Below are 25014 nucleotides of genomic sequence, written 5' to 3' on the forward strand. Positions count from 1 at the left end.
CCGTCGCCCTGTGACGCACCAGGCTGTGTGCCACAGGGCGCGGGTTCGCGTAGCGGGCATGCTGCGTGTGGTGGGCAGTCAGTGCTCAGGGCGCAGTGCGTAGGGGATTGGAGGCGAAACGCTTGCAGCCGCGTGGCGGTGGCGGAGAATCCGGGGCAGATTCACTGCGGTGGCTTGTGCCCCGCAGAAGCTGGCATCCATCCTCCCGTTTCCTCATCAAGGCACCCCATGGGCAACCGACTCACAGAAATCGCAACCCGCACCGGCGACGCAGGCACCACCGGCCTGGGCAACAACCAGCGTGTCTCCAAGAACAGCTTGCGCATTCACGCCATGGGGGATGTGGATGAACTCAACTCGCACATCGGCCTGTTGCTGTGCGAGCCGCTGCCCGATGAAGTCCGCACCTTGCTGGTCGAGGTGCAGCACCAGTTGTTCAACCTGGGAGGCGAGCTGTCGATCCCGGGCTTCGAGCTGCTCAAGGCCGACGCCGTCTTGGCATTGGACGAAGCTCTGGCCCACCACAACGCCGCGCTGCCGCGCCTGCAGGAGTTCATCCTGCCTGCGGGCACCCGCGCCGCGTCACAGGCCCACGTGTGCCGGACCGTGGCCCGCCGCGCTGAACGCGCCGTGGTCGCCCTGGGCAACGAAGAGGCCCTGAACGACGCGCCGCGCCAGTACCTCAACCGCCTCTCCGACCTGATGTTCGTGCTGGCCCGCGTGCTCAACCGCATGGATGGCGGTGATGACGTGTACTGGAAAAGCGAGCGCCTGGCCCAGCAAAACGCTACAGAATAGATAGCTACCAGCGCATATTCTTCTAGCGCTTGGGGCCGATTTCATCAAAAACACCACCCAGCCTTTGCCACGGGCCCATCCCAGGCCAAGACCGCCGCGCAAGGGCCGCCCCGCCGCGCTGGCGGTGTCCCCCATCCCGGATCGCGCTAGCGATGCGAGAGAAGGGGGAAGGCGCGAAGCGCCTCAGGGGGATGCCCACTAGCGGGGTGCGAGGATCGCCATCGTCAGCCGCGACACACAGGTCAGCTCACCCGCTTCGTTGTGCAGATCGATGTGCCACACGTGCGTGGTGCGGCCGATGTGCACCGGCTTGGCTGTGCCGGTCACCCAGCCGCTGGTGGCAGAGCGCAGGTGGTTGGCGTTGATGTCCAGGCCCACGGCGCGGTAGCCCTCGGGCAGGGTGTAGTAGGCGCCGGTGGAGCCCATGGACTCGGCCAGCACCACGCTGACACCGCCGTGCAGCAGGCCAAAGGGCTGGATGGTGCGGTGGTCTACCGGCACGCGGGCGCGCAGAAAGTCGTCACCCACCTCGACAAACTCAATGCCCAGGTGCTCTACGGCGGTGTTGCGGTTGGCGGCCTTCAGCAGGGCCAGGTCGATGGGTTTTTTCCAGATGGGCATGGTGGTCACGGGACAGGGCCAAGTCAGTGCAAGCCGCTGATTGTGCCAATGCCTGTGGTCCCGCCCTGTGCCGCAGGCGCCTAGGAGCCTGTCCGACTTGGAAGTCGTCGGCTGCGAATCGGCCGCAGCGGTCCATTTTTTACCGTCTTTTTGCCCCATAGCTGGGCTATGGGTCTGCAAGTCCGGCAAAAACTGTCCTCGCTGGGGCCGATTCTCGCTATCGACGCTCCAAGTCCGACAGGCTCCTAGCCTCAGCCCACAAACTTCCCGTTGGCGCCCATCACCCCCAGGTCCAGAAAGCGCGAGCCCACATACGGCGCGCCGCTGGCGTAGTCGATGGACAGGCCACCCAGGTCGTTGCTGCGGATGCCTGCGAGGGCGTTGCGCAGCTTGGCGCGGGTCAGGTCGCGGCCGGCGCGCTCCAGGCCCTCGGCCAGCACGCGGGCGTTCACATAGCCTTCAAAGCTGCGGGCCGAGAACTCCTGGTAGCCCAGTGCGCGCATGGCCTTCTGGTAGTCGCGCACCACGGCAAAGCTGGTGCGGGCTGCGTCGGGCAGCACCATCGACAGCGCAATGCCCGAGGCCTTGCCGCCCAGCTGGCGCAGGTTGTCGCCCGACAGCGCCACGCTGGTGGCGGCCAGCGGCGTGCTGGGCGACACTTTCTTGAACTCGTTGACCAGCGTGGCGGTGATGTCGCCCGCCGTGCCCAGCAGCACGGCGTTGGGCTTGGCAGCCACGGCCTTGCCCACCACATCCGCCACCTGGGCGCCTTGGGCGTCGAGCTTGAAGGCTTTGGGTGCGGGCTGCTTGGCGGCCGCCATGGCCTTGGTCACATCGGCCAGAAACTCGCGGCCAAAGGCGGTGTCCTGGTACACGACGGCCAGCTCGGTGATGCCCATGGACACCAGCTTTTGCGCCAGGCGCTGGGCTTCGTCGGTGTAGCTGGCGCGCACGTGGAACACCGAGCGGTACTCGGCCTTGCGCAGCGAGGTGGCGCCGCTTTGCGGGGCCACGTAGGGGATCTGCGCCTCGTCCACCAGCGGCAGGATGCGCTGGTTGTTGGCCGTGCCCATGCAGGAGATCAGCGACACCACGTTGGCGTCGGCAATCAGCTTGCGCACGTTGTCTTCGGAGCGCGCGGCGTCATAGCCGTCGTCCAGGGCCAGCAGCTTGATCTCGCGGCCGTGGATGCCCTTGGCGTTGGCCTGGGCCAAGCCTGCGTCCAGCCCCTGCTTGAGTTCCTTGCCCAGGCTGGCCAGCGCGCCGGTCGTTCCCAGCGAGCAGCCAATGGTCACGCTCTTGGCGTCCATGGGGTCTTGCACGCCCACGGCGCGCGACGAGGGGGCAAGCAGCAGGCCGGCGCTGGCGGCCACGAGGGATTGGGTGAACTGACGGCGTTGCATGGTCAAAAAACTCGCAGACAAAATGCCACCAGCCCCGCATGGGGGCTGGTGGGGGTGGACAGGGGGAGGTCGAAAGACATAGGGTTAACCCTGATTTTATCTGCGCAGGCTGGCAATTGGCTGTCAAAGGCTCCGGCAGGGTCTGGGGCGCGCGCCGCGTCCCCTTGTGCCGCATTTGCCCTTTATGCCCCTTGCGCCCTTATGCCGCGCTCGCCGGGCCCGCTGGCGCGCGCATGCTGCCCGTCTCCACATACCGCTGGTGCCATGACAAGGCCTCGTTCAGCAGGTGCGGCGTGTGCTGGCCCACGGCGCCCCGTTTGGCGCGGGCCACATAGTCGTGCAGGGCGGGGCGGAAGTCCGGATGCGCGCAGCGGTCGATGATGATTTCGGCGCGCTGCGTGGGCGAGTGGCCGCGCAGGTCGGCCAGGCCTTGTTCGGTGACGAGGATCTGCACATCGTGCTCGGTGTGGTCCACATGCGAGGCCATGGGCACGATGCACGAGATGGCGCCGTTCTTGGCCAGCGACGGCGTCATGAAGATCGACAGGTAGGCATTGCGCGCAAAGTCGCCCGAGCCGCCGATGCCGTTCATGATGGCCGAGCCCATCACATGCGTGGAGTTCACGTTGCCGTAGATGTCGGCCTCAATCATGCCGTTCATCGCGATCAAGCCCATGCGGCGGATCAGCTCGGGGTGGTTGCTGATCTCCTGCGGGCGCAGCACGATGCGCTGCTTGTAGTAGTCGATGCGGTCGTTGAAGTCCTGCATGGCCGCCGGGCTCAGCGACAGCGCTGTGGCCGAGGCGCTGGCCAGCTTGCCCGAGCGCAGCATGTCCAGCATGCCGTCCTGCAGCACTTCGGTGTAGGCCGTGAGGTTGTCGAACGGGCCGTTGTTCAGCCCTGCCAGCACCGCGTTGGCGATGTTGCCCACGCCCGACTGCAGCGGCAGCAGGTCTGCGGGCAGGCGGCCCTTTTTCACCTCGTGCTGCAGGAACTCGATGATGTGGCCCGCGATGCGGTTGGAGGTGTCATCGGGCGCGGCGTACACGCTGTTGCGGTCGGGCTGGTTGGTCATCACCACGGCGATGACCTTGCTCGGGTCGCAGAGCAGGTAGGGCTCGCCAATGCGTTCGTCGGGCCGTGTCATGGGGATGGGCTTGCGGTGCGGCGGCCGGTCGGTGCCGTAGTAGATGTCGTGCATGCCCTCCAGCTGCGGGTTGTGCCAGGCATTCACCTCCAGGATGACCTTGTCGGCCTGGTCCAGCCAGGTCTTGTTGTTGCCCACCGAGGACGAGGGGATCAGGCGCCCGTCGGGCAACACGCCCGCCACCTCGACCACCGCCACATCCAGCTTGCCCAGAAAGCCGAACCACACGAACTGCGCCACGTGCGACAGGTGGATGTCCACATACTGCATCTGCCCCGCATTGATCTGGCGGCGCACCGTGGGGTCGGACTGGTAGGGCAGGCGCATCTCGATACCGTCCACCTGGGCCAGCGCGCCGTCCAGTTCGGGTGCGGTGCTGGCGCCTGTCCACAGCCCGATCTTGAAGCCATGGCCCTGCGCGTTCAGGCTCTCGATGCGGCGCGCCAGCGCGCCGGGCACGGCCTTGGGGTAGCCCGCGCCGGTGAATCCGCTCATGCCCACATGGGCGCCGGCAGGAATCAGGGCGGCCGCCTCATCGGCGGTCATGGTGCGGGAGAGAAAGTCGGGGTACAGCACCCGATCGGCCAGGGACATGAACAAACTCCGCAAAAAGAAAAAGGCCACCCGCCCGGTGAGCGGATGGCCCTGTGGACAAAACCCAGGATGCTAGCCTTCGTTCCTTACAAATTAAGGGTTAACCCTTACAAATGCGGTTCGGCCTGGCCACATCCACAGATTACGCCGCTTTGCGGTTGAGCAGCGCGTACAGCAGGATCGCCCCGAACGTGGCGGTGCCGATGCCGCCCAGCGCGAACTGGCCGAACTTGAGTGTGAAGTCGCCCGTGCCCAGGATGAGGGTGATGGCCGCCACGATGAGGTTCTTGTTCTGCGAAAAATCCACCTTGTTGTCCACCCAGATCTTGGCGCCCGCCACCGCGATCAGGCCAAACACCACGATGGACACGCCGCCCATTACCGGCAGCGGAATGGTCTGGATCAGTGCGCCGAACTTGGGGGAAAAGCCCAGCACCAGCGCAAACACACCCGCCAGCAGGAACACGGCGGTGGAATAGATCTTGGTCGCCGCCATCACGCCGATGTTCTCGGCATAGGTGGTCACGCCCGTGCCGCCTGCGCTGCCACTGACCATGGTGGCAATGCCGTCACCGATGAACGCGCGGCCCATGTAGCGGTCCAGGTTCTGGCCGGTCATGGCCGTCACGGCCTTCACGTGGCCCAGGTTCTCGGCCACCAGGATGATGGCCACGGGAGCAATCAGCAGCATGGCATTGCCGCTGAACTGCGGGGCCGCAAAGTTCGGCAGGCCAAACCACGCAGCGTTGGCCAGTGCGGTCAGGTCCATGGGCTTGCCCAGGCCCAGGCCGTTGGTCAGTACTGCATAGATGATGCTGGCCACGATCAGCCCGACCAGGATCAACAGGCGCTGCACCATGCCGCGCGTGAGCACGGCCACCAGGCCCACGCTCACAAAGGTCACCACCTGCATCCAGCTGTCAAAGTTGCTGGCCGCCATGTTCTTGATGGGAATGCCCGCGAGGTTCAGCCCGATCACCGCCACCACCGAGCCCGTGACCACGGGCGGCATGAAGCGCTCGATCCAGCCCGTGCCAATCGCCTGCACCAGCGCTCCGATGAGCGTGTAGACCAGGCCACACGCAATGATGCCGCCCAGCGCCACGCCGATGTTGGCATTGGCCCCTTGGCCCGCATAGCCCGTGGCCGCAATCACCACGCCAATGAACGCAAAGCTCGAGCCCAGGTAGCTGGGCACCTTGCCGCCGGTGACGAGGAAGAAGATCAGCGTGCCGATGCCGCTCATCAGGATGGCCACGTTCGGGTCAAAGCCCATCAGGATGGGCGCCAGCACCGTGGCGCCAAACATCGCAATCACGTGCTGCACGCCCATCACCGCCGTCTGCGGCCAGGGCAGCCGCTCGTCCGGCGCGATCACGCCGCCTTGTTGCAACACATCAGCGCTTTTCACACGCCAGTTCATGAATCCCATGTGGTTGTTCCTTGTGGTTGAGGCGCGAATGCTAGTGGATGCGGCCAGGGTGGGGGACGAGCATCCCGGGCGGGTTACGATGCCCCCGCCCCCGCGAGGCACCCCGCACCGCTGCCCAGACCCTCACTGCCATGTTTCCTGCACCCACTTGCCCCTCGTGCCGCCAACCCATGCAGGCACACCGCTTTGCCAGCAACCTGGGCGATTCGCTGGAGCTGGACATCTGCTTTGCCTGCCAGGGCCTGTGGTTTGACCGGCACGAGAACCTGAAGCTCACGCCCCAGTCCGTGGTCGAGCTGTTTCGGCTGCTGCACGAGCACCGTGTGGACCAGCACCAGGCCCTGGCCGAGAGCATGGCCTGCCCGCGCTGCAACACCAGCCTGGCCAAGGGTTACGACGTGGTGCGCAGCGGCCGCTACATGGTGTACCGCTGCGGGCGACAGCATGGGCGCTTCAGCACCTTCTCGTCCTTCATGGTCGAAAAAGGCTTTGTGCGCCACATGACGCGCCCCGAGATCGACGACCTCGCCAAGCGCGTGGGCGCCATCTACTGCACCAGTTGCGGCGCGCCCGTGGACATCCGCAAGGACCACGCCTGCCCCTATTGCCGTGCCGCGTTCTCCCTCATCGACCCCGAGGCCGTGTTGCGCGCCATGGAGGGCTATGCCGCCGCGAGCTCCAAGGCACCGGCGGCGCCGGTATCGCCCGTGGACATTGGCGACGCCCTGGTGGCCCTGGAGCGCGACCGCACCCGGGCCGAGCGCGAGCGCCAGAAGCGCGCATTCACCACGGCCAGCAGCGATGCCAATGACAGCTCGTTCACCGGAGATCTGCTGGCGGCCGGGGTGGCGCTGGTGTGGGCGCTGGTGAAGGACTAGGGATTCAGCGTCGCGCTGGCCGCAAGCCCCGCCAGTGCATTGACATACCGCAGCACGCGCTGCGGTCATTCACGACAGACTGGGGCAGACCGTTCAGAATGGTTCAAGAACCTGTTCTGAGGCCCCGAGGCCCCGAGGCCCTTGCCCTGGGCCACCCACGCAACCGTGGCGCCCGCAGCCACTGGAGGAGCGCCCCGTGCCGCAGTCCCCCACCAGACGCCCTGCCCGATCGCCGCGCAGCCCTGCGCCACCGGCGCGTGCGCTCCACTGCACCGGCAGCCTGCTGCAGCGCGCGCAGCTGCCCCCCGTGCCCAGCACCCTGCTCATCCCTTTGGCCGCGCGTGCCCACGGCGGGCGCTATTTCCCCTGGCTCGACTGCCACGATGCCGTGGCCCAGGCCTTGCTGACCCAGTTGGGTGCCGATGTGAGCAGCACCCTGGACGACCTGCCCACGGTGCTGCATGTGCTGTGGCGCACCCGCGCCATCAAGGAGGCGGGGCGCGCCTTTTTTGCCGAGCACCCGCAGGCCCTGGGCGTCAACCTGGGGTGTGGCCTCACGCACCACTTTCAGTGGCTGGACACGGGGGCCAACCAGTGGCTTGATGCGGACCTGCCTGCGGTGATGGCGCTGCGCAAGCCCCTGTTGCCGCCGCAGTGCCCGCGCATGCGCCATGCCGATCTGGACCTGTCGCAAACCGGCTGGTGGCAGCGGCTCGGGCTGCCCGCGCAGCGCACCGCACCCCCGGTGCTGCTGGTGTGTGAGGGCGTGTTGATGTACCTGCCACCCGCGCAGGTGCACGCCGTGCTGGCCGAGTTTGCGCAGCACGCGCCACCGGGCTCGCGCATGGTGCTGGACGTGATGACGCGCCAGGCCGTGGGTTGCGCGGCCCGCCACGCCAGCGTGGGGCCTACGGGCGCGGAGTTTCGGTGGGGTGTCGGCCGCATGACAGAGCTGGCGGCCGTGCACCCGCGCCTGCACCTGCTGCGCGAGCAAAGCGTGGCGGAGGGCTACGGCTGGGCCGGTATTGCCATGGACATGTGGTGGCGCCCCTGGCTCGGTGCGCCGCTGTATGGCCTGGCCACGCTGGGGGTAAGGGACAGCCTCCCCTGAGCCGCTTCGCGTCTTCCCCCTGAGGGGGACGCCACCGGTGGCCTGGCAAAGCCAGTTGCACGGTGGCGCTGGCGTGGGGCGCGCCCGTTGCAGAGGTTGGCTACGGCCTGAGCGTCAGTGCGCGCATCCATTGGGGTGCCTTGCCCGTCAGCTGCCCCACGATGGCCGCCTGCAGCGGTGGCAGGCGCCGCGCGCCCTGCAGCACCAGTTGCCGCAGCAGGCGGGGCACCGGGCGGGCGTCGGTGTACAGGCGCACGATGGCGTTGGTGCCCTGGTAGATGGGCCAGGCGTGGCGGTGGTGGCCCTGGGCGTAGGGGGCCAGGGCGTCGGCGCTGCCAATGTCCTGCCCGCGCTGGCGGGCGCTGACCAGCGCGGCCGTGAGCCGCTCCACCCCCGCCAGCCCCAGGTTGTAGCCATGCGCCGTGACCGGGTGCATGCCCACGGCGGCGTCGCCCAGCAGCGCGCAGCGGTGGCCCGCAAAGCGCTGGGCATACACGGCCACCAGCGGGTAGGCATGGCGCTCGCCCACCAGCGCCATGGGTCCCAGCCGGTCGTTGAACTGGGCCTGCACCTGGGTGGCAAAAGCCTCGGGGCTTTGGGCCATCAGCGCGGCGGCGTCGGCCGCGCCCGCCGTGACCACCACCGAGCACAGCGCCTGTCCCGTCTGTGGGTCATCGGGCAGGGGCAGCACGGCCAGTGTGCGGTCGTAGCCAAAACATTCGTGCGCCACGTTGCCGTGGGGCAGGGCGTGGCGCATGCGGCAGACGATGACGGTGCGGCCAAAGTCGGTCATGTCTGCGCCAAGGCCCAGTTGGCGGCGCGTGGCCGAGAAGCGGCTGTCGGCGGCCACCAGCAACGGGGCGGTGAGGCGCTGGGGCGTGGCGTGGTCGCCAGGGCCCGTGTGGGAGGGCACGCAGTCCAGCTCGGCATGGCCGGGCAGCGCGGCCACGCGGGTGACCTGGGTGCCGGTGAGCAGGCGCACGCCCGGGGTGCTCGCAGCCACCGCGTGGGCTGTGCGCCGCAGCGCGTGGTTGGGCACGATGAAGCCCAGGGCGCCGGGAGCTGACACATCGCCGTGGGTGCCGCTGGCCGCGTTCAGTTGCAGCGCGCTATGGCGGCCCAGCGGGCCGTCGTGCACCTGGGCCTCGGCAATCTGGCCCACCTCGTGGTCGGCCAGGTGCGCCCAGCTGCCCAGCCGCTGCAACGTTGCCCGGCTGGGGTGGGTGAGGGCGATTTCGCGGCCGTCAGGTGCGGGCTGGGCCAGCGCGCGGTCGCCCTGCTGCTCCACCACGGTGGCGGTGAACCCGGCCTGCGCCAGGGAGATGGCCAGCGACAGGCCCGCCGGGCCTGCGCCGACGATGAGCACGTCGCTGTGGTGGGTGGTCATGGCGGGATGAATACAGGGTGACAAGGTGCCCGCCCCGGGTCGGGGAGGCCGCGCGCCATTGTGGGCGGGCGGGTTGGGGCACGCTTTGCCCTGCGTCAAGCCATGGCGTGGTGGCGCTATCCAATTGATAGCTGCTCAGGCATATGTTTCTAGCGCCTGGGGGCTAAAACAATCGAAACTCAGTCTCTGGCTGCCTTGCGCGGGGTTCTGCTGGACTTCTTTTTGGCCGGGCCTGCCTTCTTGCCGCGCAGGTGCAGCACCCAGGTGACCAGCAGCCACAGGTAGCCCGCCGGGATGCTGTACGCCGCAAAAGCCGCCAGCGACAGCGGTGGTGCGGTGATGGAGCGCGGGTTGGCAATGGTCTCCAGCAACTGGCGCGTGCCGGTGCCCAGCGTGGGCGTGGCGTGCTGGCTGCCCGAGCGGGCCATGAGGGCGCCCATGAAGGTGAAGAACTCCATCAGCAGCGCGCCGATCAGAAAACAGGCCAGCAGGGCCATCAGCTGTGCGAACGCCCGCCGGTTGCCCTTGGCCAGGAACACGATGGCCGACACCAGCCACAGCGCGGGCAACAACAGGACCAGGGCGGGCCAGGCGGACAGGAGAGTGGACATGGGAGACACGGCAGGTAGCAACAGGCAGCAGGGGCCGCTGGTGCGGGCACCAGCGATTCATCGGCAGGGCGCCTCCAGGAAGGCGGTCGAGTGCGGATGATAGAGGCTGCCTGTCACCGGCTGATTCCGGCGGGTCGCGCGACCCGTCTGCCACCGCCGGCCGGCGCTTACGCCGCCACAAAGTCGGCCACGGCCTGCAGCACCTCGGCCTGCTGCAGGATCTTGCGGTGGCCCAGGCCCTCGGTGGCCAGCAGCGTGGCGCCGGGGATGTGGTCGCGGTAGGCCTCGCCGTCGGCAAAGCGGTTGATGCGGTCGCCCCGGTCGTGCACCACCAGCGTGGGCAGGGCAATGCGCGGGCCCACGGCCGGGGGCTCGAACTGGCGCATCAGGATGCCTTCGCGCGCCTCGATGCGCCGCTGCATGGCCGCGCGCGTGCGTTCCGACAGGCCGAACACCTGTGCGAACAGGCGCGTGTACTCGTGCGGCGAGGCGGGCGGCGCCAGCAGCACCAGGCGCCCGGTGGCCAGACCCCGGCTGGCCGCGTGGGCCGCTGCGTTGGCCGCCAGCGAATGGGCCACCACGGCGTGGGGCGCCGAGTCCTGCGCGTGCAGGCGGGCGGTGGCGTATTCGATGGCACGGGCGAACTGCGGCAGGTTGCTCACGCGGCCCCGGCTGCCGCCGTGTGCGGGCAGGTCCACCAGCACCGGGCGCAGGCCGCGCGCGACCAGGGCGTCGGCCAGCGGCAGCATCTGGCGCGCATGCCCGCCCCAGCCGTGCAGCAGCAGCACCGTGGGGCCGTGTGGCTGGGCCTGGGGCAGGTACAGCGTGATCTCGGCGTCTTCAAACGCCAGGCGCTCCGTGCGCCAGTGGCCCGGTGGCACGGCGCTGCGGCCCGGTTTGCGCAGGGGCAGGGGCGTGCCAAACAAGCGGTAGGCCGCGCGCACGGCCAAGGTGGGCCACAGGCGTTCGGCCGTGCCCAGCGCCACACGCAGCAGGCGCATGCCGGGGTGCTCGCCGTAGAAGCTGGACGTGGCCTGCAGCGCGGCGGATGGAGAGGTGTTCATGGTGGGACTCCAGGAGGGAGATGGGGTAGATGGGGGAGGTGGACCGGGCGGACGGTCAGTAAAAGATCCAGTCCCGGTTGCTGCGCGGGAGGCTGGTGAGGGTGCTGCGCAGCGACCGGATGGCGCCCACTGCGGCCGCGATGGCGGCGATGCCCAGGATGATCAACATGGTGGTTCCTTTCTTCGCACGGTTGTGCGAAATTGGGGCATAAAAAAACAAGAGCACTCCCTGGCACACCACCGCGTATCAAGCGGGGGAGGGGAGGTAACTCTTGACGAGGCGCGCCCAGGACGCCTCGGTGCGTGCCGCTGCCTGCGGATCACGCAGGAAGCGAACGTCGTGCAACAAGCCCATGATCAGGCCATAGATCTCGCCCACCAGCTGGTCGGGGGATGTGTCGGCCGCCAGGTGCCCGGCCTCGATGGACTGGATCACGGTGCGGCGCAATGCGGCGCGCCAGCGGGTGATTTCAGCGTGCAGGAGGTCGCGCAGCTCGCCCTCGCGGTCGTCCAGCTCGAAGGCGCCTGCGGTGTAGATGCAGCCCGTGAAGGCCTCCACGTCGCGCGTGCGGGCAATCCAGCGGCGCAGGATCTCCTGCAGGCGCGGCAGGCCCTTGGGCTGCTGCATGGCGGGTACGAACACGTCGGCCAGAAAGCGGCGTCCAAACTCCTCGATCACCGCTTTTTGCAGCGCCTCGCGCGAGCCGGCCCGCGAGAACACGCCGCTCTTGGAAAGGCCCACGCGGTCCGCCACGGCCTGCAGCGTGATCGACTCCAGCCCCTCGGCCGCAGCCAGGTCCAGCGCCGCGCCGACGATGGCGGCGCGGGTGAGTTCGGCTTTCTGGGTTTTGGCGTCCATGGGCGCAATTTAGCACGATTGTGCGAAATAACGCAATCCCCGCGCTGTCAACCGGGCGACGGGTGTGGCTGGCCTCTGCCGGGCGCCGCTGGTACGCTGCGTCGCCATGGAGACAACACACAACACCCCGCCCTACATTCCCCAGATCCGCCTGTACCAGAACTGGCTGCGCGACCAGCGCGGTCTGCAGTTCGACAGCTACGACGCGCTGTGGCGCTGGTCCACCACCGACCTCGACGCCTTCTGGCAAAGCATCTGGGACTACTTCCAGTTGCAGTCGCCCACGCCCCACACGGCCGTGCTGGCAAAGAACACCATGCCCGGCGCGTTGTGGTTCCCCGGTGCGCAGGTCAACTACGCACGCCAGGCGCTGCGGCATGTGGATGCCGCCCACGCGGCGGGCCTGCCCGCCATCATCAGCCGCAACGAAAAGGGCCAGCACCGCGAACTGAGCTGGCCCGAGTTGCGCCGCCAGGTCGCGTCGCTGGCGCTGCACCTCAAGGCCCAGGGCATCCAGCCCGGCGACCGCGTGGCTGCCTACCTGCCCAACGTGCCCGAGGCCATGGTTGCCTTCCTGGCCACGGTGAGCATCGGCGGCGTGTGGAGCATCTGCGCGCCGGACATGGGCACGCATGCGGTGCTCGACCGCTTTCGGCAGATCGAGCCCAAGGTGCTGATCGGCGTGGACGGCGTGAGCTATGGCGGCCGCGACCACGACCGCCGCCCCGTGCTGGCCGAGCTGCGCGAGGCCCTGCCCAGCGTGCAGCACGCGGTGCTGCTGGGCAATCTGGATGCTTCTGTTTCGATAGCTGGCTGGGCAAGCTGGACTAGCGCTACCGCTAAAAATGATGCAGAAACGGCAGCATTCGAGCCGATGTGGCTGCCGTTTGACCACCCGCTGTGGATCGTCTACTCCAGCGGCACCACCGGCCTGCCCAAGCCCATCGTGCACGGCCACGGCGGCACGGTGCTGGTGGCGCTGCAGCTCAAGGTGCTGCACAACGACATCGGCTGCAGCTACGAGCCCAACAGCTTTGGCGAGCGCTACCACTGGTACAGCTCCACCGGCTGGGTGATGTGGAACGCGCAGCTCAGCGGCCTGCTGTCGGGCACCACCTGCGTGATCTACGACGGCAACCCCGGTGGCAGCAAGGAGCACCCGGACTGGGGCGTGCTGTGGCGCTTTGCGGCCGAGACGGGCGTGACTTTCTTCGGCGCGGGCGCGGCGTTCTTTGCCAACTGCATGAAGGCGGGCATCAAGCTCACCGACTACGGCGACCTCACGCGCATCCGCGCGCTGGGCACCACGGGCTCGCCGCTGTCGCCCGAGGTGCAGCAGTGGGGCTCGGCGCAATTCGAGGCGCTGGGCACGCACGATATCTGGTGGAACAACATCTCCGGGGGCACGGATTTCTGCGGCGCCTTCATCGGCGGCAACCGCGAGATGCCCCAGGTGCCCGGCGAGATGCAATGCCGCATGCTGGGCGCGGCCGTGGAGTCCTGGGACGCCGAGGGCCGCCCCGTGCAGGACGCGGTGGGGGAGCTGGTTTGCGCGCAGCCCATTCCGTCGATGCCGCTCTACCTGTGGGGCGACCAGGACGGCAGCCGCTACCTGTCGAGCTACTTCGACATGTACCCCGCAGGCCACGGCCGCCAGCCCGGCGGCGGCGATGGCCCCGCGAGCATGGGCGCAGTCTGGCGGCATGGCGACTGGCTCAAGATCGGCGCCAACGGCGGCTGCGTGATCTATGGCCGCTCTGATGCCACCATCAACCGCCACGGCCTGCGCATGGGCACGAGCGAGATCTACAGCGCGGTCGAATCGCTGCCCGAGGTGCTCGACAGCCTGGTGGTGGACCTGGAGTACCTGGGCCGCGAGAGCTACATGCCGTTGTTTGTGGTGTTGCGCCCCGGCTACGCGCTGGACGATGCCCTGCGCGCGCGCATCAATGGCGCGGTGCGCACGGCGCTGAGCCCGCGTTTTGTGCCCGACGACATCTTTGCCGTGGCCGAGGTGCCGCGCACGCTGAGCGGCAAGAAGCAGGAGCTGCCCATCAAGAAACTGCTGCTGGGCCAGCCCATCGAAAAGGTGGTCAACAAGGACGCGATGGCCAACCCGGGGTGTCTGGACTGGTATGTGGCGTTTGCGGCGCAGCGGGCGAGTACGCTCCAAAAATAATAGCTGCTAGCGCTTATTGAATAAGCGCTAGCGCCTTGTTTGGATGCAAGAGTGAGTGCGGCGCTGAGGCGTGCTGCACCCCATGGAGTCAGTCCAGCTTCGCGCCAGATGCCTTGATCAGCCGCTCCCACACCGGGCGCTCCTTGTTCATGGCCGCGGTGAACAAGGCCGGTGAGCTCTTTTGCACGTCAAAGCCCATGGCCGTGATGCGCTGGGCCACATCGGGATGCTCGGTGGCTTTGCGCACCTCGGCCGCAACGCGCTCCAGGATGGCGGGCGGTGTGCCTGCGGGGGCTCCAAACGCCAGCCAGCCCGCCACGCGGTAGGCCTCGTCGTTCAGGCCCTGCTCGCCCAGTGTGGGCACGTTGGGCAGCGTGCCCATGCGGCGCTCGCCGCTCACGCCAATGGCCTTGAGCTTGCCGGCGTCGATGTGCGCCTTGACTTGCAGTGCACTCGCAAAAGCAATCTGGATCTGCCCGCCCAGCAGGTCCTGCACCATGGGCGCCTCGCCCCGGTAGGCCACGTGGCTCATGTCGGCGTTTTGCGACTGGCTCATGTACGCGCCGGCCAGGTGCGGGTAGGCACCCGTGCCGTACGAACCGTAGGCCACCTTGCCTTTGTTGGCGGCGATGTATTTCAGCAGCTCAGGCCCCGTGGCCACCGGCACGCTGGGGTGGGCCACCAGCACCAGGGGTGCGATGGCGATCTGGTAGATGGGCGCGATGTCCTTCTCGGGGCTGTAGGGCAGCTTGGTGTACAGGAACTGGTTGGTGAGCATGGAGTTGCTCAGCGCCAGCAGCAGGGTGTAGCCGTCCGGTGCGGCCTTGGCCACCGCGTCGGTGCCAATGATGCCGGCCGCGCCGGGCTTGTTGTCGATGACCATGGGCTGGCCCAGGCCCACGGCCATCTTCTCGGCCAGCACGCGCGCCAGCACGTCGGTGGCGCCGCCGGGGGCGAAGGGCACCACCACCTTGATGGGCTTGCTGGGGTAGGCGGCCTGGGCCCAGGCGGCAGTGCCGGTGCAGGCGGTGGCAGCGGCCAGCGCGGCGGCGCCGAGCCATGAACGGCGGGTCAGGGCGTGGAAGGGCATGGGTTTGTCTCCTGTCATGGTTATAAAAATCACTCAGCGGGCTCCGCGATGCATGGTGGCGGGCCGGGGCCTGGCTGTCACGCCATGGGCTTATGCGGTCTGGGGGCTCCCTGGGGCGGGGCCGGTGGTGACGCGCACGGTGAGGGGCAGGGGCGCGAGCACTTCGCGCAGGCGGGCCTGCAGCGCGTCGGCGTCGGGGCCCGGGGCCACGGTCACGCGCACGGCGTTGTCGCCCTCGGGCTGTACCTGGGGACGGAGGCCGCCCGTGGCTTGTCCGCACACCCCATCGACCAGCGCCTGCACCGTGTGGCAGGCCGCGCGCTGGCGCAGATCGGGCTTGTAGATCTTGCCCACGTTGGTCACGGGCATGGTCCGCAGCACCTGCACCCAGCGCGGGCGGGCCACGGCCTCGTCCACGCGGTCGGCGGTGAAGGCCAGCAGTTCGGCCTCGGTCACAGCCGGTGCACCGGGCACCAGCGTGGCGTAGACCACGGGCAGCTCGCCCGCATAAGCATCGGGCGCGCCCACGGCGGCGCACAGCTGCACGGCGGGGTGGGCGCCCAGCGCGTCCTCGATCACCTTGGGGTCGATGTTGTGGCCGCTGCGGATGATGAGGTCCTTGGAGCGACCACTCAGGTGCAGGCGGCCCTGCTCATCCACAAAGCCCAGGTCGCCCGTGGCCAGCCAGCCATCGGGCGTGAAGGCCTTGGCCGTGTCGGCTGCATCGAGAAAGCCGGAGAACAGGTTGGGCGACTGGAACAGCACCATGCCCGGCTGGCCGGGCGGCAGGTCCTGGTCGGACGCATTGCCCTGCGCATCCAGCGCCACCACGCGCAGCTGGGTGTACGGCAGCCGCCAGCCCACGCAGCCTGCGGGCGCGTTGACGCCGGGCGGGGTGATGGTGGAGATGCCCGCCATCTCCGTCATGCCCAGGCTTTCGTGGATGTGCAGGCCAAACAGGCGCTCAAACCGCGCCGCCAGCTCGGGGGCCAGGATGGCCGCGCCGGTGCGGCAGTAGCGCAGCGTGGCAATGTCGGCCCCGTCCAGCGGCACGTTGGCCAGCGCCGCCAGCACCGTGGGCACAGCCGACAGGTAGGTGCAGCGGTAGCGCTCCACCAGCCGCCAGTAGTTCGCAATCACCTCGCGGTTGCGGAACAGGCCGGTGGTGGGGATGATGGTCTCCACTCCCGCAGACAGCGCCGCCAGCGAGCCGGGCAGCACTCCCGCCACATGGAACAACGGGTAGCCGTTGATGCCCACGTCCTCGGGCCGTATGCCCTGCATCTGCACGCTGCCCCAGGCGGTGAACACCTGCGCGCCGTGGCTGTGGCGCGCCAGCTTGGGCGCACCCGTGGTGCCGCCGGTGTGGAAGTACGCGGCAATGTCGCTGGCCACAATGCGGCGGCCGCTCACCAGGTGGTCGCCAGGGTGCTGGTGGCGCGCGGCCAGGTCGAGCACGCCTGGGGGTAGGGCGGGCGTGGTACCCGTTGCCTCATCGTGCGGCGCTACGCGCAGCACCGTGGTCAGGCTGGGCACCAGGGCGCGCAGGCGCAGGGCCTTGCTCCAGTAGCCCAGGTCGCCCTCGCCGCCGTAGGCGATCAGCACCTTGGCACGGGCCAAGGTCATCATGGCCGCGATCTTCTCGTCGGTGAGCATGGGGTTGAGCGGCTGCACGATGCCCGCCGCCTCGCCACCCCACAGGGCCAAGTGGTATTCCAGGCAGCCGGGCAGCAGCACGGCCACGGCGTCCTGCGGGCCCACGCCCAGGTGGTGCAGCAGGTTGGCCGTCTGGTGGATGCCGGTGAGCAGCTGCGCATACGACCAGCGGATGGGCTCGGCAGCCGGGTCGGCGGTGGGCAAAAGGGCCAGCGCCGTCTTGTCGCCAAACGCCGCTGCCGAATTCACAAAAATTTCGTAGGTGCTTTGCACCGGCAGCGCCTCGGCCAAGGGGCGGGCTTCGAGCCGTTCCACATCCTGCAGGCTGCGCACCGGGGCACCCGGGGCAAAAGGACTGTGCAGGGGGGGCAACGAGGGGTGGCGCATGGGGTTGTCTCGGGTCTTGTGGGGAATCAGGTCGGTCACCGACGGTGCACATATGCGGCGTCGTCCTACCTGGCGGCGACCGCCGCTTGCCCACAGTCTGTCCGTGTACCAGCGCAAAAGCAGTCACTCAGATGTCAGGGCAGGTTTTCAGGGCATACAGGCGATCCGCTGCGCAATGGACAACAGGCTCTTGACGCGCCGGTGGCGCTGCAGCACACCCATAATGGACCTTGTTGATTGCCACTGCGCGCCCCGCTGCGCGCCTTTACTTCATGAACACACCGCAGCCGCCCAAACGTTTTTCGATGATCCGTGAGTTCCACCTGGCCGACTGGTTCACGCTGGGCAACGCGGTCTGCGGCGTGGGCGCGCTGTTCTCGGTCATGTCGTACCTGGAGACCAGCAATGTGGTGCATGTGTACTTTGCATGTGCCCTGGTGCTGGCCGCGCTGATCTTTGATGTGCTGGACGGCCGCATCGCGCGCTGGCGCCAGAAAAGCTCGGCCATGGGCCGCGAGCTGGACTCGCTGGCGGATGTAATCTCGTTCGGCGTGGCCCCGGCCATCATTGCCTATGGCTGCGGCATGCAGGGCCTGTACGACCGCATCGTGCTGGCCTACTTTGTGGCCTGCGGCGTGTCGCGCCTGGCGCGCTACAACGTCACCGCCGAAACCCTGTCGGGCGACGATGGCAAGGTCAAATACTTCGAGGGCACCCCCATCCCCACCTCCATCGTGCTGGTGGGCCTGCTGGCCCTGGCCGCCTGGCTGGGCGCAGTGCGCGAGAACCTGTGGTTTGGCAAGCTGCTGATCGGCGGCTTCACGCTGCACCCGCTGGTGCTGCTGTTTGCGGTGTCGGGGTCGCTGATGATCAGCCGGATTCGGATTCCGAAGCTCTGAGCCGCTGGCTAGCGCGTCCTTTCTTTGTGGATGTTGAACACCATGGCACTCCAAAAAATCGCCGCGTTCTCCGACGGCACCCAGGGCGGCAACCCCGCCGGTGTATGGATCGGTGACGCGCTGCCCAGCCCCGCAGACATGCAGCGCATCGCCGCTGAGGTCGGTTTTTCTGAAACCGCATTCGCCGCCCCGCTGGGCGATGGCCGCTGGCGGGTGCGCTACTTTGCGCCCGAGAGCGAGGTGCCCTTCTGTGGCCACGCCACCATTGCCCTGGGCGCCGCGCTCGCGCAACGCGAGGGCGACGGCGTGTTTGCGCTGTCGCTGAGCCAGGCCGAGATCACGGTCGAAGGCCGCCGCGCGGGCGATCTGGTGCAGGCGGCGCTGCAGTCGCCCCCTACGCGCAGCGGGCCTGTGCCTGCGGCGCTGCTGGCCGATGCGCTGGCCCTGTTTGGCCTCAGCGCGGTCGATCTGGACCCGCGCATTCCGCCCGCGCTCATCCACGGCGGTGCGGACCACCTGGCGCTGGCGCTGCGCAGTCGCGAGGCACTGGCGGCCATGCACTACGCGCTGGACGTTGGCCGCACGCTGATGGTGAACGCCAAGCTGGTCACCATTGTGCTGGTGTGGGTGGAGTCCGACCGGCTGCTGCACACCCGCAATGCCTTTGCGTCGGGCGGCGTGCTGGAAGACCCGGCCACGGGTGCCGCCACGGCCGCGCTGGCGGGCTACCTGCGCGACCTGGGCTGGCCGCACGGCGGTGCCATTGACGTGGTGCAGGGCGAAGACATGGGCATGCGCTCGCGCCTGCGGGCCGAGATCGGGCCGGTGGCTGGCAGCTCCATCCGCGTGTCGGGAACGGCGCGGTGGATGGGCGATGGCGAATGATTTTTGCTATTGAAAATATAGCTACTGGCACATGATTCACTAGCGCTACCGTCCGATTTGTGCAGAAAGCGGGCCAGCCGAGCACGTGGGGCTCTGTGCGCCCCGCCCGGTCTTCCGCTCAGGCGCTGATCTCGTCCTGGAGCCACTGCACAAAACGCAGCGTCTCCGGTGACGGGTCCGGCGCCATGCCCAGGTAGTGCCGCGTGAGCGGCAGCCGCAAGGTGGGCAGGGGCGACACCAGCCGCCCCGAGGCCAGGTCGTGGGTGATCAGCGACACCGGGGCCACCGCAAAACCCAGCCCATCCACGGCGGCCTGCAGCACAAAGTGCAGGTGGTCAAACTGCAGGCAGCTGGCGGGCTGGAGCCTTGGCGCGTTCACCAGCTTCTTCCAGCTTTCCCAGTCCTTGCTGCGCGATTTGGACAGCAGCAGCACATGGGCCGACAGCGCCTCGGGCTGCGCCACCGGGCGCTGGGCGAACAGGGCAGGAGCGCCCACCACCAGCGCCTCGTCCTCCAGAAACGGCTGCACCTGCATGCCCGGCGGCCAACCGCGTGGGCCGCGCCGCAGGGCCAGGTCGAAGGTCGCGGTGGCATGGTCCGGCGCCAGCGTGCTGGTGATGACCTGGGGCTCAATGTCCGGATGCTGGGCCACAAAACCCGGCAGCCGGGGGATCAGCCACCGCACCGCAAAGCTGGGCCGCACATTGATCTTCACGCTGCGCAGCCCGGCATCGCCCCGCAGCGACTGGGCGGCAGCGCCGATCTGCGCGAGCGCCGGCCCGACCTGTGCGTGGAACTGGTGGCCCGCCGCCGTGAGCAGCACCTGCCGCGTCTTGCGCTCGAACAGGTCCACGCCCAGGTGGGCCTCCAGCGTCTTGATCTGGCGGCTGATGGCGCTGTGGGTGACGTGCAGCTCCAGCGCGGCGTGGGTAAAGCTCTGGTGCCGCGCCGCCGCCACAAAGGCACGGACCGCGTTCAGCGGGGGCAGGCGGGGTGGCATGCGTGCAATTTTGTCACGCATGGCGCGCAGCAATATCGTTTGTCGCGCCCGGCACTGCCGCGCACCATGCGGGCCATGCCACAGCCTTCAGACCACACCTTGGCCTCAGACAACCACTCGCGCCGCGCTGCCTTGGCGCTCGGCCTTGCACTGCCTGGGGACACGGTGCTCTACCTGCTGCTGCCGATGTTTGCCCCGGCGTTTGGCGTCACCCTGTTCGAGGCGGGCATTCTGCTGGCCGCAAACCGCCTCGTGCGCATTGCGGGCTACGGGGCGGTGGCGCGGTTCTATGCCCGCCATGGCGAGCGTCTCACCTGCTCGCTGGCCGTGCTGGCCGCCGCCGCGTGTGCGCTGGGGTACGCCACCCTCAGCGGCTTCGTCGCCTTGTTGGGCCTGCGGCTGCTGTGGGGCCTGGCCTTTGCGGCGCTGAACCTCGCGACGCAGGCGCTGGCCACAGCCGAGCCTCTGGGCGCAGCGCGACGCGCCGGGCAGTCGCGCGCCTTTGCAGCGCTGGGGCCCATGCTGGCCCTGCCTGCGGGGGGTGTCTGCGCGCTGTGGTGGGAGCCCCGGGCGATCTTCTGGGTGTTTGCCGCCGTCGCGTTGTGCGCCTTGCTGGCCACGCGGCATTTGCCCGCCCAGTCGCATGCCGTGCCGCCCCCGGAGAAGCGCTGGGGCAGGCTCCCCGGTAGCCTGGACCGTTTTTCATTCGTCGAGGGGCTGGTGCTGGACGGCCTGTTCATCATCGGCTTGTCGTACCTGGGCCGCGATGTGCTGCCGGGCCATCCGGTGATCGTGGCGGGGCTGTTGCTGTCGGTCCGCTATCTGGCCGAGATCGTGCTGAGCGCGTTGGGCGGCGACCTGGCCGAGCGCTACGGCGCCGAAGTGCTGCTGGTGGGTTTTGCGGTGCTGACGTCGGTGGCCCTGGTGGGTTTTGGCCTGGGGTGGCTGTGGTCCAGCGCACTGGCCATCGTGATCTTGCGGGCCCTGCTGCTGCCGCTGTTGCCACCGCTGGTGGCGCGCCGCACGCCGGGGCCGGGGCGCATCCAGGCGCTGGCGACGCGGTCGGTGTGGCGGGACCTGGGCGCCGGTGCGGGCCCGGTGCTGGCGGGTGTGCTGCTGCCCATTGCGCCCTCTGCCTGGGTGTATGGCGTTGCAGCCTTGCTGCTGTCGGCCACGGCCATCGCCTGCTGGGCGCCTCGCGGCGATTGATCGTCTGCGCATCGACCATCGCTCTTTCTCACAAATCCTCTTTTTTTGGAGAACTCCCCTTGGACATCCACACCACCCTGATCCGCTGTGCCGGTGGCACGGTCGACCTGCCCGTGCGGCCCATGAACCACCGCAGCGATGGCGGGCATGTGCTGGTCCACCCGCCGCGCCCCGTCTGGGAACGCAGCGAGCTGACGCCCGAAGAGCTGGCGCATTGGTCGTGCCTGGTGGCCGCAACGGGCCGGGCCATGCTCGACACCTTGCCGCAGCTCGCCGGAGGCTGCCTGAACTACTGGGAGGCGGGCAACAACGCGCTGAACCCGCTGGCCCACCCGCAGGGGCCGAAAACCCCCGCGCTGCACCGCAAGATGCACCTGCATGTATTTGGGCGAAGCCCCCGGGCCACCCACCCGGACTGGCTGTGGGGCGAACCGCCCCGGTTTCCGAATTTTGCGCAGTCTGAGGCTTGGACCCAGCAGTTCACACGACTGGAGGACGATGAGGGCGCCGCGCTGGGTGTGCGCATTCAGGCGTTGCTGGATACACGGTATGCACTGAGTCGGGTTGGCTGACGACACCCACCAGCACACGAATTGCTATAAAAATTGAAGCAGTAAGCGCTTGTTGGTCAGGCGCTAAGCGGTGTTTTTATGAATCTCTTTTGTTGCGGTTACTACGCGACCACAGGCCGCCGGTTCACCAGCACGATGCCCGCCGCCACCAGCACCAGCGCAGCCACCAGCCCGGGCGTCACAGGTTCACCCAGCCACAGCGCGCCAAACAGCAGCGCAAACACGGGCGTGAGAAACACGAACACCGAGATCTTGGTGGCCGGGTAGTGCGCCAGCATCCACATCCAGGCGAGGTAGCTCACAAACGCGCCCACCAGCGCCTGCACCAGCAGCGATCCCCAGGCAAAGCCGCTGAACTGCCAGACCCACGCCTCGCCCAGGCCCAGCGATAGCACTGGCAATACCGCCGTGCTCACCGCCACTTGATAGAAAAGCTGCTTGGCAGGCGCCACGCGTGCCAGGGGCGTGGTGCGGATCACCACCGTGGTCAGTGCCCACATCAGGCCTGCGGCCAGTCCTAGCAAATCTCCCAGCCAGCCTTTGGGCAGCGCTGTGCTGGCATGGCCCAGCAGCCCGTCGCCCAGCGCCAGCCCCACGCCCACAAACGCAGCGGCCAGTCCCAGCCATTGCCAGCCCTGCAGGCGCTCACCGGGGATGAAACGCGGCAGCAGCAATGCCACCCAGAAGGGCGATGCATACAAAAACACCGTGAGCCGCGAGGCGGTGGTGTACTGCAGCCCCAGGTAGATGCACGCAAACTCGCCCGCAAAAAGCGCCCCCGCCAACAGCCCGGCACGCGTGGCCCCGGCGGGCTCGCCCGCGCCGGAAAGGCCTACACCACGCCACAAACACCAGGCCGCTACCGCGACCGTGGCCAGCGCAAAGCGCACAAAGGCCTGGAACACGGGCGCCACCTCAGCCACTGTGGCCTTGACCAGCACCTGCTGGAAGCCCCAGAACATGCAGCAGGCGAGCAGCAGGGAGATAGCCAGGGCGTCGATGTGTGTTTTGCGGGTGGAAGGCATCGGCGCATTATCAAAGGGCGCGGTGGGTCTGCCGGTCGCCTGGGTGCATCCGCTGGCCTTCTTGCAGTCCGCTGTGAATGCCGAAAAAGCGCATACGGACGCTTACACAGGCCCACGGTACACTTTGCGCCTTCTGAAACAGGTTACCGCGCTCCTTTTTCCTATCCCCCCTCATGGCCCTTACGACGGCGGCGCAGTCCCGCTCCAGCTTTGACCTCAAGAGCGCCTCGCTGCCAGTGGTGGCGGTGTTGCTCAAGACCACCGACGCCGCCCAGTTCGTAGCCGATCTGGCCGAGCGCGTGGCCGACGCCCCGGGATTTTTTGACAACGACCCCGTATTGATCGACCTGGCGCCCGTGCGTGAGGCCGAAGCACCCATCGACTTTGCTGCCATCGCAGCCGCGCTGCGCCAGCACAACACCCTGCCCGTGGCCGTGCGCGGCGGCAGCACTGCCCAGATGGAGGCCGCGCGCGCCGCGGGGCTGGCCGCCGCACCCGACGCGCCTCCCGCGCGTGCAGAGGCGCCAGCGCCGGTGCAGGAGGTGGTGCGTGAAGTGATCCGCGAGGTTGAGGTGGAAGTGGTACGCGAAGTGCCCATGCCCGGCCCCGGCACCGTGGTGGTGGACAAGCCCTTGCGTTCTGGCCAGCAGGTCTATGCGCGCGGCGCCGATCTGGTGGTGATGGCCGTGGTGAGCTTTGGCGCCGAGGTGATTGCCGACGGCAACATCCACGTTTATGCCCCGCTGCGTGGCCGCGCAATTGCCGGTGCGCGGGGCAACACGGAAGCCCGCATCTTTTCGACCTGCCTGGAGCCCCAGCTGGTCTCCATCGCAGGCATCTACCGCACCACCGAGACCGAGCTGCCTGCCGATGTGCGCGGCAAGCCGGCCCAGGTGCGGCTGGAAGGCGAGAAGCTCCTCATCGAGCCGCTGGCCTGACCCCTTCATTCCCCATTCGTACCAACCCCACAGAGAATCAGCAACACATGGCCAAAATCGTCGTCGTGACCTCCGGCAAAGGTGGCGTGGGCAAGACCACCACCAGCGCCAGCTTTGCCACCGGCCTCGCCCTGCGCGGCCACAAGACCGCCGTGATCGACTTTGACGTCGGCTTGCGCAACCTGGACCTCATCATGGGCTGCGAACGCCGCGTGGTGTACGACCTCATCAACGTCATCCATGGCGAGGCCAACCTGAACCAGGCGCTCATCAAGGACAAGCAGTGCGACAACCTGTTTGTGCTGGCCGCCAGCCAGACACGCGACAAGGATGCGCTCACGCAAGATGGCGTCGAGAAGGTCCTCAAGGACCTGGCCGCGATGGACTTTGAATACATCGTCTGCGACTCGCCTGCCGGCATTGAAAGCGGCGCCCTGATGGCCATGCACTTCGCCGACGAGGCGCTGCTGGTGACCAACCCCGAGGTGTCTTCGGTGCGCGACTCCGACCGTATCCTGGGCATGCTGGGCAGCAAGACCAAGCGTGCGATTGACGGCGGCGAGCCCATCAAGGAACATCTGCTCATCACGCGCTACAACCCCAGCCGTGTGCAGGACGGCCAGATGCTGAGCCTGGAAGACATCCAGGACATCCTGCGCATCAAGCTGATCGGCGTGATTCCCGAGTCGGAAGTGGTGTTGCAGTCGTCCAACCAGGGCACGCCCGCCATCCATGCGCAGGGCAGCGATGTGAGCGAGGCATACAAGGACGTGATCGACCGCTTCCTGGGGCAGGACAAGCCGCTGCGTTTCATTGACGCCGAAAAGCCCGGCTTCTTCAAACGCCTGTTCGGGAGCAAATAGCCATGGCTTCTTTTCTGTCCTTCCTGCTCGGCGAGAAGAAAAAAACCGCCAGCGTTGCCAAGGAGCGGCTGCAGATCATCCTGGCGCACGAGCGCAACGGCCGCAATGCGTCCGAGCCCGATTACCTGCCCGCGCTGCAGCGCGAGCTGGTGGCGGTGATCTCCAAGTACGTCAAGATCAACCCCGACGACCTCAAGGTGCACCTGGAACGCCAGGACAACCTGGAAGTGCTGGAAGTCAAGATCGAGCTGCCCGATACCGTGCGATAGGCAGCCACTGCCACTGGGCCACGCACTCCCATCGTGCCCCGGTATCGCCCCAGACCCTGCCCCGCAACCCTGCGCGGCAGGGTTTCTTTTTGGGCCGGCGTGGCCTGATTTGGCCTGACAATTGCTAGATGTACTAG

The 25014-nt window shown here is 67.9% G+C and carries 23 protein-coding genes; 11 read left to right on the top strand and 12 right to left on the bottom strand.

Annotated features, from left to right (window positions below; all coding sequences use genetic code 11):
• Positions 1 to 228: 228 nt before the first annotated feature.
• Positions 229 to 798: a cob(I)yrinic acid a,c-diamide adenosyltransferase gene (locus tag N4G42_RS00820; RefSeq protein ID WP_108500130.1), complete on the top strand. Its 570-nt coding sequence runs from the start codon at positions 229 to 231 to the stop codon at positions 796 to 798.
• 198 nt (positions 799 to 996) lie between these two features.
• On the opposite strand, the gene N4G42_RS00825 is transcribed toward N4G42_RS00820, so the two are convergent.
• The 4 genes from N4G42_RS00825 to N4G42_RS00840 form a co-directional block, all read right to left on the bottom strand.
• Positions 997 to 1419 carry a hotdog fold thioesterase gene (locus tag N4G42_RS00825; protein WP_108500132.1) on the bottom strand — a complete coding sequence of 141 codons (423 nt, stop codon included), beginning with the start codon at positions 1417 to 1419 and terminating at the stop codon, positions 997 to 999.
• A 251-nt stretch (positions 1420 to 1670) separates the two neighbouring features.
• Positions 1671 to 2822 carry an ABC transporter substrate-binding protein gene (locus N4G42_RS00830; RefSeq protein ID WP_043565868.1) on the bottom strand — a complete coding sequence of 384 codons (1152 nt, stop codon included), beginning with the start codon at positions 2820 to 2822 and terminating at the stop codon, positions 1671 to 1673.
• A 199-nt stretch (positions 2823 to 3021) separates the two neighbouring features.
• Positions 3022 to 4563, bottom strand: coding sequence for an acetyl-CoA hydrolase/transferase family protein (locus N4G42_RS00835; RefSeq protein WP_260665802.1), 1542 nt, complete (start codon positions 4561 to 4563; stop codon positions 3022 to 3024).
• Positions 4564 to 4705: 142 nt separating this feature from the next.
• Entirely contained in the window at positions 4706 to 5995 is a 1290-nt protein-coding gene (locus tag N4G42_RS00840; RefSeq protein WP_056742381.1) for a solute carrier family 23 protein, read from the bottom strand.
• 131 nt (positions 5996 to 6126) lie between these two features.
• On the opposite strand from N4G42_RS00840, the gene N4G42_RS00845 reads away from it, so the two are divergent.
• Both N4G42_RS00845 and N4G42_RS00850 read left to right on the top strand, forming a co-directional pair.
• Positions 6127 to 6873: a zf-TFIIB domain-containing protein gene (locus tag N4G42_RS00845; RefSeq protein WP_260665803.1), complete on the top strand. Its 747-nt coding sequence runs from the start codon at positions 6127 to 6129 to the stop codon at positions 6871 to 6873.
• A gap of 196 nt (positions 6874 to 7069) precedes the next feature.
• Positions 7070 to 7984 carry a class I SAM-dependent methyltransferase gene (locus N4G42_RS00850; RefSeq protein WP_260665804.1) on the top strand — a complete coding sequence of 305 codons (915 nt, stop codon included), beginning with the start codon at positions 7070 to 7072 and terminating at the stop codon, positions 7982 to 7984.
• A 100-nt stretch (positions 7985 to 8084) separates the two neighbouring features.
• On the opposite strand, the gene ubiM is transcribed toward N4G42_RS00850, so the two are convergent.
• From ubiM to N4G42_RS00870, 4 genes are all read right to left on the bottom strand, one after another.
• Positions 8085 to 9371 carry a 5-demethoxyubiquinol-8 5-hydroxylase UbiM gene (ubiM, locus tag N4G42_RS00855; protein ID WP_260665805.1) on the bottom strand — a complete coding sequence of 429 codons (1287 nt, stop codon included), beginning with the start codon at positions 9369 to 9371 and terminating at the stop codon, positions 8085 to 8087.
• Positions 9372 to 9550: 179 nt separating this feature from the next.
• The gene (locus tag N4G42_RS00860) at positions 9551 to 9982 is read right to left on the bottom strand and encodes a hypothetical protein (RefSeq protein WP_260665806.1); all 432 of its coding nucleotides are present in this window, start codon (positions 9980 to 9982) and stop codon (positions 9551 to 9553) included.
• Positions 9983 to 10149: 167 nt separating this feature from the next.
• On the bottom strand, positions 10150 to 11046 hold the full coding sequence (locus N4G42_RS00865) for an alpha/beta fold hydrolase (RefSeq protein WP_260665807.1): 897 nt from the start codon (positions 11044 to 11046) through the stop codon (positions 10150 to 10152).
• A gap of 247 nt (positions 11047 to 11293) precedes the next feature.
• Positions 11294 to 11905: a TetR/AcrR family transcriptional regulator gene (locus N4G42_RS00870; protein WP_108498223.1), complete on the bottom strand. Its 612-nt coding sequence runs from the start codon at positions 11903 to 11905 to the stop codon at positions 11294 to 11296.
• Positions 11906 to 12011: 106 nt separating this feature from the next.
• Between N4G42_RS00870 and N4G42_RS00875 the strand changes: the two genes are divergently transcribed.
• Positions 12012 to 14084, top strand: a complete 2073-nt coding sequence (locus tag N4G42_RS00875; protein ID WP_260665808.1) for an acetoacetate--CoA ligase — start codon at positions 12012 to 12014, stop codon at positions 14082 to 14084.
• A gap of 88 nt (positions 14085 to 14172) precedes the next feature.
• On the opposite strand, the gene N4G42_RS00880 is transcribed toward N4G42_RS00875, so the two are convergent.
• Together N4G42_RS00880 and N4G42_RS00885 are read right to left on the bottom strand one after the other, a co-directional pair.
• Entirely contained in the window at positions 14173 to 15174 is a 1002-nt protein-coding gene (locus N4G42_RS00880) for a Bug family tripartite tricarboxylate transporter substrate binding protein (protein WP_260665809.1), read from the bottom strand.
• A 90-nt stretch (positions 15175 to 15264) separates the two neighbouring features.
• Positions 15265 to 17217 (bottom strand): AMP-binding protein, encoded by a 1953-nt coding sequence (locus N4G42_RS00885; protein ID WP_260665811.1) that lies wholly within the window; start codon positions 17215 to 17217, stop codon positions 15265 to 15267.
• A gap of 272 nt (positions 17218 to 17489) precedes the next feature.
• Here N4G42_RS00885 and pssA point away from each other — a divergent pair, with 272 nt between their 5' ends.
• Entirely contained in the window at positions 17490 to 18116 is a 627-nt protein-coding gene (gene pssA, locus N4G42_RS00890; protein ID WP_056057700.1) for a CDP-diacylglycerol--serine O-phosphatidyltransferase, read from the top strand.
• A 42-nt stretch (positions 18117 to 18158) separates the two neighbouring features.
• The gene (locus N4G42_RS00895; protein WP_260665813.1) at positions 18159 to 19001 is read left to right on the top strand and encodes a PhzF family phenazine biosynthesis protein; all 843 of its coding nucleotides are present in this window, start codon (positions 18159 to 18161) and stop codon (positions 18999 to 19001) included.
• A gap of 118 nt (positions 19002 to 19119) precedes the next feature.
• Here N4G42_RS00895 and N4G42_RS00900 read toward each other — a convergent pair whose 3' ends face one another.
• The gene (locus N4G42_RS00900) at positions 19120 to 20001 is read right to left on the bottom strand and encodes a LysR substrate-binding domain-containing protein (RefSeq protein ID WP_260665895.1); all 882 of its coding nucleotides are present in this window, start codon (positions 19999 to 20001) and stop codon (positions 19120 to 19122) included.
• Between the two features lie 66 nt (positions 20002 to 20067).
• Here N4G42_RS00900 and N4G42_RS00905 point away from each other — a divergent pair, with 66 nt between their 5' ends.
• Together N4G42_RS00905 and N4G42_RS00910 are read left to right on the top strand one after the other, a co-directional pair.
• Positions 20068 to 21210, top strand: a complete 1143-nt coding sequence (locus N4G42_RS00905) for an MFS transporter (RefSeq protein ID WP_260665814.1) — start codon at positions 20068 to 20070, stop codon at positions 21208 to 21210.
• 59 nt (positions 21211 to 21269) lie between these two features.
• Entirely contained in the window at positions 21270 to 21782 is a 513-nt protein-coding gene (locus N4G42_RS00910) for a hypothetical protein (RefSeq protein WP_260665815.1), read from the top strand.
• A 101-nt stretch (positions 21783 to 21883) separates the two neighbouring features.
• On the opposite strand, the gene N4G42_RS00915 is transcribed toward N4G42_RS00910, so the two are convergent.
• Positions 21884 to 22807 (bottom strand): DMT family transporter, encoded by a 924-nt coding sequence (locus tag N4G42_RS00915; protein ID WP_260665816.1) that lies wholly within the window; start codon positions 22805 to 22807, stop codon positions 21884 to 21886.
• A gap of 173 nt (positions 22808 to 22980) precedes the next feature.
• Here N4G42_RS00915 and minC point away from each other — a divergent pair, with 173 nt between their 5' ends.
• Genes minC through minE form a run of 3 tightly spaced genes read left to right on the top strand, consistent with a single transcriptional unit; the run spans position 22981 to position 24877 of the window.
• Positions 22981 to 23745, top strand: coding sequence for a septum site-determining protein MinC (minC, locus tag N4G42_RS00920; protein ID WP_056057065.1), 765 nt, complete (start codon positions 22981 to 22983; stop codon positions 23743 to 23745).
• Between the two features lie 47 nt (positions 23746 to 23792).
• Complete coding sequence (gene minD / locus N4G42_RS00925; protein ID WP_056057067.1) at positions 23793 to 24608, top strand: septum site-determining protein MinD; 816 nt, start codon at positions 23793 to 23795, stop codon at positions 24606 to 24608.
• A gap of 2 nt (positions 24609 to 24610) precedes the next feature.
• Positions 24611 to 24877 (top strand): cell division topological specificity factor MinE, encoded by a 267-nt coding sequence (gene minE / locus N4G42_RS00930; RefSeq protein WP_015011987.1) that lies wholly within the window; start codon positions 24611 to 24613, stop codon positions 24875 to 24877.
• Positions 24878 to 25014 lie beyond the last annotated feature (137 nt).

It is taken from the genome of Acidovorax sp. K2F (assembly GCF_025246485.1).
Classification (GTDB): Bacteria; Pseudomonadota; Gammaproteobacteria; order Burkholderiales; family Burkholderiaceae_C; genus Acidovorax; species Acidovorax delafieldii.

Bases quoted from the DNA above. Each gene is read 5' to 3' on its own strand.
- N4G42_RS00820 (WP_108500130.1), top strand. From the start codon at position 229: ATGGGCAACCGACTCACAGAAATCGCAACCCGCACCGGCGACGCAGGC.
- N4G42_RS00825 (WP_108500132.1), bottom strand. From the start codon at position 1,419: ATGCCCATCTGGAAAAAACCCATCGACCTGGCCCTGCTGAAGGCCGCC.
- N4G42_RS00830 (WP_043565868.1), bottom strand. From the start codon at position 2,822: ATGCAACGCCGTCAGTTCACCCAATCCCTCGTGGCCGCCAGCGCCGGC.
- N4G42_RS00835 (WP_260665802.1), bottom strand. From the start codon at position 4,563: ATGTCCCTGGCCGATCGGGTGCTGTACCCCGACTTTCTCTCCCGCACC.
- N4G42_RS00840 (WP_056742381.1), bottom strand. From the start codon at position 5,995: ATGGGATTCATGAACTGGCGTGTGAAAAGCGCTGATGTGTTGCAACAA.
- N4G42_RS00845 (WP_260665803.1), top strand. From the start codon at position 6,127: ATGTTTCCTGCACCCACTTGCCCCTCGTGCCGCCAACCCATGCAGGCA.
- ubiM (WP_260665805.1), bottom strand. From the start codon at position 9,371: ATGACCACCCACCACAGCGACGTGCTCATCGTCGGCGCAGGCCCGGCG.
- N4G42_RS00860 (WP_260665806.1), bottom strand. From the start codon at position 9,982: ATGTCCACTCTCCTGTCCGCCTGGCCCGCCCTGGTCCTGTTGTTGCCC.
- N4G42_RS00865 (WP_260665807.1), bottom strand. From the start codon at position 11,046: ATGAACACCTCTCCATCCGCCGCGCTGCAGGCCACGTCCAGCTTCTAC.
- N4G42_RS00870 (WP_108498223.1), bottom strand. From the start codon at position 11,905: ATGGACGCCAAAACCCAGAAAGCCGAACTCACCCGCGCCGCCATCGTC.
- N4G42_RS00875 (WP_260665808.1), top strand. From the start codon at position 12,012: ATGGAGACAACACACAACACCCCGCCCTACATTCCCCAGATCCGCCTG.
- N4G42_RS00880 (WP_260665809.1), bottom strand. From the start codon at position 15,174: ATGCCCTTCCACGCCCTGACCCGCCGTTCATGGCTCGGCGCCGCCGCG.
- N4G42_RS00885 (WP_260665811.1), bottom strand. From the start codon at position 17,217: ATGCGCCACCCCTCGTTGCCCCCCCTGCACAGTCCTTTTGCCCCGGGT.
- pssA (WP_056057700.1), top strand. From the start codon at position 17,490: ATGAACACACCGCAGCCGCCCAAACGTTTTTCGATGATCCGTGAGTTC.
- N4G42_RS00895 (WP_260665813.1), top strand. From the start codon at position 18,159: ATGGCACTCCAAAAAATCGCCGCGTTCTCCGACGGCACCCAGGGCGGC.
- N4G42_RS00900 (WP_260665895.1), bottom strand. From the start codon at position 20,001: ATGCCACCCCGCCTGCCCCCGCTGAACGCGGTCCGTGCCTTTGTGGCG.
- N4G42_RS00905 (WP_260665814.1), top strand. From the start codon at position 20,068: ATGCGGGCCATGCCACAGCCTTCAGACCACACCTTGGCCTCAGACAAC.
- N4G42_RS00915 (WP_260665816.1), bottom strand. From the start codon at position 22,807: ATGCCTTCCACCCGCAAAACACACATCGACGCCCTGGCTATCTCCCTG.
- minC (WP_056057065.1), top strand. From the start codon at position 22,981: ATGGCCCTTACGACGGCGGCGCAGTCCCGCTCCAGCTTTGACCTCAAG.
- minD (WP_056057067.1), top strand. From the start codon at position 23,793: ATGGCCAAAATCGTCGTCGTGACCTCCGGCAAAGGTGGCGTGGGCAAG.
- minE (WP_015011987.1), top strand. From the start codon at position 24,611: ATGGCTTCTTTTCTGTCCTTCCTGCTCGGCGAGAAGAAAAAAACCGCC.